Annotated in this window: 4 protein-coding genes; all 4 read left to right on the top strand. The window is 72.1% G+C overall.

Annotated elements, in window-relative coordinates; translation table 11 throughout:
- Positions 1–152 precede the first annotated feature (152 nt).
- Positions 153–1478 carry a TolC family outer membrane protein gene (locus AC1DXV_RS30870; RefSeq protein WP_477866051.1) on the top strand — a complete coding sequence of 442 codons (1326 nt, stop codon included), beginning with the start codon at positions 153–155 and terminating at the stop codon, positions 1476–1478.
- 13 nt (positions 1479–1491) lie between these two features.
- A complete protein-coding gene (locus AC1DXV_RS30865; RefSeq protein ID WP_477866050.1) occupies positions 1492–2796 on the top strand; it encodes an ABC transporter permease in 1305 nt (434 codons plus the stop codon).
- A 28-nt stretch (positions 2797–2824) separates the two neighbouring features.
- Entirely contained in the window at positions 2825–4042 is a 1218-nt protein-coding gene (locus tag AC1DXV_RS30860) for an ABC transporter permease (protein ID WP_477937278.1), read from the top strand.
- 47 nt (positions 4043–4089) lie between these two features.
- The coding region (locus tag AC1DXV_RS30855; protein WP_477937276.1) for a sigma-54-dependent transcriptional regulator at positions 4090–5374 on the top strand (1285 nt) is incomplete at its 3' end.

Raw genomic sequence — 5374 nt, 5'->3', positions numbered from 1 at the left:
CGGGGGTGGCGCGCGCCAGCGCGCTTCGTAGACTGACTCATCGGCTGTGTTTGACCACAACGAACGAAGTGAGTGACGGGAGTTTGCCGATGCACCCCCGAAGCCGAGCTTCTTCGTGGAGTCGGCGCCCCCSGGGCGCCGACCGCCCCGGCATGAGCCCCCAGCCCAGACCCCCAGCCGCCGCGATACGCCGCTGGATCGCAGGATTCCTGCTGGCAGTCGCACCACTGGCAGCACAAGCGGAAGACCTGCTGCAGATCTACCAGCAGGCCCGCCGCGCCGATCCGGTGCTGTCAGCGGCAGACGCTCAACGCGGCATCGCAAGAGAGGGCGTCGTGCAGGCCCGGGCACCGTTGCTTCCGCAGGCATCCGCCGGCCTTGCATTCGATCGCTCGCAGCCGACCGGCGACGCCGCAGAACGCAACAGCAACCGCACCGCCTCCGTCACGCTGAACCAGGTGCTGGTCGATGTGTCCCGCCTGTCGCAGCTGCATGTCGCGCAGTCGCAGGCCGAGGCGCAGGACGACCTGGTGCGCGCCGCCGAACAGGCCTTGTGCGCCCGCGTCGCCCGTGCCTATTTCGATGTGCTCACCGCCGACGACGCGGTGCGCCAGGTCGAGGCCAACGAGGATGCGTTCCGCCAGCAGGTCGAGCAGTCGGACCAGCGCTTTCGCAATGGGCTGTCGGCGCAGGTCGACGTGGAACAGGCGCGGGCCTATCACGCGGCTGCGCAGGCGGCCAGCATCGATGCTCGCCAGGCACGTGACGATGCGCGCGAGGCGCTCTCCGAGATCACCGGCCAGCCCGCGCCGGCATTGAACCGCCTGCAGGACGAGTTGCCGATGGCCTTGCCCGAGCCGGCCGATCCGCAGGCCTGGGTCGACGAGGCGCTGCTGCACAACCCCGGCTTGTCGGCGCAGCGCCATGTCGTCGATGCCGCCGGGCAGGGCATCGCCGCCGCCCGGGCCGGCCACCTGCCCACGCTCAGCGCCAACCTCGGCGTCGGCCGTGCCGCCGCCTGGCCGGTGCCGGCCAGCAACGCCGACGGCCGCAACGTCGCGAGCGTCGGCCTCGTGCTCAACGTGCCGCTGTTCGCCGGCGGCGCCACGCAATCACAACTGCGCCAGGCGCTGCACCAGCAGGATGCGGCGCGCGACGACTACGAGCTGCGCCGCCGCCGCGTCGCGCGCGAGACGCTCGAGCAGTACCGCGGCATCGCCGCCGGCATCGGCCGCATCGGCGCCACGCGCACCGCGGTCGATTCGGCCGGCCGCGCCCTCGCCTCCACCCGCATCGGCCACGAACTCGGCACCCAGACGATGACCGACCTGCTGCTCGCGATCCAGACCCAGGCCTCCGCGCAGGCCTCGTACTCGCAGGCGCGCCACCAGTTCGTGCTCGGCCGCCTGCTGCTGCTGCAATCGGCCGGCCGCATCGCCGAGGCCGACCTCGCCGCCGTCAACACCCTGCTGAAATAGGAGCGCCCCCACCATGTTCGGCTACCACCTCGACCTGGCGCTGCGCAGCTTCCGCCGCAGCCCCGCGCTGACCGCGCTGATGGTGCTCGCGATCGCGCTCGGCATCGGCGCCAGCATGACCACGCTGACGGTGTTCCACGTGCTCTCCGGCGACCCGATCCCCGGCAAGAGCGACCGGCTCTTCTATGTGCAGCTCGATGCCAACGAACGCGGCGCCGCGCCGCCCGGCGCCGAACCGCTGGAGCAGCTGACCCGCTTCGATGCCGAGGCCCTGCTGCGCGAACACCGCGGCGAACGCCAGGTGATGATGACCGGCGGCTCGGTCGCCGTGCAACCGGCGCAGGCCGACCGCCCCGCGTTCTTCGCGAGCGCCCGCTACACCACCGCCGACTTCTTCCCGATGTTCGAGACGCCGTGGCGCTACGGCCACGGCTGGGGTGCCGCCGACGACGCGGCCGGCGCGCGCGTCGCCGTCATCTCGCACGAGCTGAACCAGAAACTGTTCGACGGTGCCGACAGCACCGGCCGCATGCTGCGTGCCGGCGACCACGACCTGCGCATCGTCGGCGTGCTCGCGCCGTGGCGCCCGGTGCCGCACTACTACGACCTGTACGCCGGCCGCTTCGCGAAGACCGAGCAGGTGTTCACGCCGATCTCCACCGCGCTGCAGGCCCGGCTGCCGATCGCCGGCAGCCTGACCTGCTGGGGCAACCGCACCTCGCCCGATCCGCGCGCGCTGAACGCCCCTTGCGCCTGGCTGCAGTACTGGGTGCAGATGCCGTCGGCGGCCGACGCGCCGGCGCTGCGCCAGTACCTCACCGACTACTCCGAGCAGCAGCGCGCCGCCGGCCGCTTCGAGCGGCCGAGCAACGTGCGCCTGCGCAACGTCACCGAGCGCATGTCGTTCAAGCACGTCGTGCCCGGCGACGTGCACCTTCAGCTGTGGCTCGCGTTCGGCTTCCTGCTGGTGTGCCTGACCAACACCGTCGGGCTGCTGCTCGCCAAGTGCATGCGCCGCGCACCGGAGATCGCGGTGCGGCGCGCGCTCGGCGCTTCCCGGGGCGCGATCTTCGGGCAGTTCCTCGTCGAGGCCGGCAGCATCGGCATCGTCGGCGGCGTGCTCGGTCTCGGCCTCGCGCTGCTCGGGCTGTGGGGCGTGCGCCAGAACCCGGCCAGCTATGCGCAGCTGGCCTACCTCGATGCGCCGATGCTCGCGATCACGCTCGTGCTCGCACTGGTGGCCAGCCTCGCCGCCGGGCTGCTGCCGGCCTGGCGTGCCTGCCAGGTGACGCCGGCGCTGCAGCTCAAGTCGCAGTGAACAGCGGCCAGAACCCAAGGAGAACGCGATGATGGACTTCCGACCGATCCTGTCGACGCTGCGCCGCCACAAGACCGCTGCCGCGCTGATCGTGCTCGAGGTCGCGCTGAGCTGCGCGATCGTCAGCAACGCGCTGTTCCTGATCGGCCAGCGGCTGGAGCGCATGCAGGCGCCCACCGGCCTGGCCGAGGCCGAGCTGCTCCACATCCGCCTCAACGACATCGCGCGTCGCGACAACGCCGAGGCGCTGACCCGGCGCGACCTGGCGACCCTGCGCGCCCTGCCCGGCGTCAAGGCGGCCACCAGCGTCAACCACGTGCCGTTCGGCAACGGCTCGTCCGACAGCGGCGTCAGCCTCTCGTTCGAGCAGACGTCGCCGACCATCACCGCGGCGCTGTACCTCGTCGGCGAGAACGCGCTCGCGACGTTCGGCCTGAAGCTGGTCGAGGGCCGCGACTTCCTGCCCGAGGAGGTGCAGCCCGCCTCGGCCCTCGATGCCGAGGAGCCGAAGGTGCCGGCGGTGATCCTCGACCGCGGCACCGCGGCGCGCCTGTTCCCCGAGGGCAGCGCGATCGGCAAGTCTCTGTACGTGTTCGGCCCCTCGCCGATGCGCGTGGTCGGCGTGGTCGAGCGCATGTCGATCCCGCAGCCCAACGGCCCGCGCAGCGAGTTCCTGACGCTGCTGCCGGTGCAGCCCTCGTACAACGACGGCAACTACCTGGTGCGTGTCGTCGACGCGGCGCAGCGCGACCGCCTGCTGAAGGACGCGGTCGCCGCGCTGCAGGCGGTCGACAGCCGGCGCATCGTGATGGAGCGCGAGACCTTCGACGACATGCGCCACGAGTACTTCCGCCAGGACCGCTGGATGGCGGCGCTGCTGGTGGCGGTGTGCATCGCGCTGCTGGTGGTCACCGCGTTCGGCATCGTCGGCCTCGCGAGCTTCTGGGTGCAGCAGCGCACGCGGATGATCGGCGTGCGGCGCGCGCTCGGCGCCTCGCGGGTGCAGATCCTGCGCTACTTCCAGGCCGAGAACTTCCTGTTGACGACGATGGGCATCGCGATCGGCATGACGGCGGCCTACGGCATCAACCGGCTGCTGATGAGCCTGTACGAGCTGCCGCCGCTGCCGTGGGTGTGCCTGCCGATCGGCGCGGTCACGCTGTGGGCGCTGGGCCAGGTCGCGGTGCTCGGCCCGGCGCGGCGCGCGGCGGCGCTGCCGCCGGTGGTGGTGATGCGCGGGGCGTAGCCCGGATGACAATCCGGGTCGTCGGCCGCACCCGCTAAGCTTGCGACATGCGCCGCATCCTCATCATCGACGACAACCCTGCAGTCGGCCAGGCCCTCTCGCTGCTGCTCTCGCTGCACGACATCGTGGCCGAGGTCGCGCTGACGCCCGAAGCGGGCCTGGCCTCGCTCGACCGCCGCCCGGCCGACGTCGTGATCCAGGACATGAACTTCAGCGCCGACACCACCTCCGGCGCCGAGGGCGCGGCGCTGTTCCGCGCGATCCGCGAGCGCCAGCCCGACCTGCCGGTGATCCTGCTGACCGCCTGGACGCGGCTCGAGGCCGCCGTCGAGCTGGTGAAGGCCGGCGCCGCCGACTACCTCGCCAAGCCCTGGGACGACGCGAAGCTGCTCGCCACCGTCGAGAACCTGCTGGAACTGTCGGAGTCGACGCGCGAGGTGGCCCGCCTGCGCGACGAGCGCCGCCGCCGCCGCGTCGCGCTCGCGCAGAGCCACGACCTGACCGGCATCGTCTACGCCTCCGATGCGATGGAGCGCACGCTGGAGCTGGCCTGCCAGGTCGCGCGCTCCGACCTCCCGGTGCTGATCACCGGGCCGAACGGCAGCGGCAAGGAACGCATCGCCACCACCGTGCATGTCAACTCGGCGGTGCGCGACGGGGCATTCGTCGCGGTCAACTGCGGCGCGCTGCCGGCCGACCTGATCGAGACCGAGCTGTTCGGTTCCGACGCCGGCGCGTACACCAGCGCGATCAAGTCGCGCGAGGGCCGCTTCGAGGCGGCCGACAACGGCACGCTGTTCCTCGACGAGATCGGCACGCTGCCGCTGCCCGGCCAGGTGAAGCTGCTGCGGGTGCTGGAGAGCGGCCGCTTCGAGCGCGTCGGCTCCACGCGCACGCGCCACGTGCGGGTGCGCGTGATCAGCGCGACCAATGCCGACCTGAAGATGATGGTGCGGGATGGCCGCTTCCGCGAAGACCTGTACTACCGGCTCAACGTGATCGAGGTCGCGGTGCCGCCACTCGCGCAGCGCCGCGACGACGTGCTGCCGCTGGCCGAGCACTTCCTCGCCGGCCGCCCGGGGCTGGTCGATGCGGCGCGCGCGATGCTGCTCGGGCATGCGTGGCCGGGCAACGTGCGCGAACTCAAGAACGTGATCGAGCGCGCCGCGCTGCTGGCGCGCGGCGGGCCGATCACGCCCGAACTGCTGGGCCTGCCGGCGCCCGAGCTCACCGCGGCGCCGCGCAACCTCGGCGAACCGAGCCGCGACGCGGTGGTGGCGGCGCTGGCTCGGGCCGACGGCGTCGTCGCCCGCGCCGCCGCGGCACTCGGGC

Source organism: Rhizobacter sp. P3_C12 (assembly GCF_056402735.1).
This window is presented reverse-complemented; position numbering and strand designations above follow the sequence as displayed.

What these genes read in the sequence shown, in the direction of transcription:
- AC1DXV_RS30870 (WP_477866051.1), top strand. Translation starts at nt 153, where the DNA reads ATGAGCCCCCAGCCCAGACCCCCAGCCGCCGCGATACGCCGCTGGATC.
- AC1DXV_RS30865 (WP_477866050.1), top strand. Translation starts at nt 1,492, where the DNA reads ATGTTCGGCTACCACCTCGACCTGGCGCTGCGCAGCTTCCGCCGCAGC.
- AC1DXV_RS30860 (WP_477937278.1), top strand. Translation starts at nt 2,825, where the DNA reads ATGATGGACTTCCGACCGATCCTGTCGACGCTGCGCCGCCACAAGACC.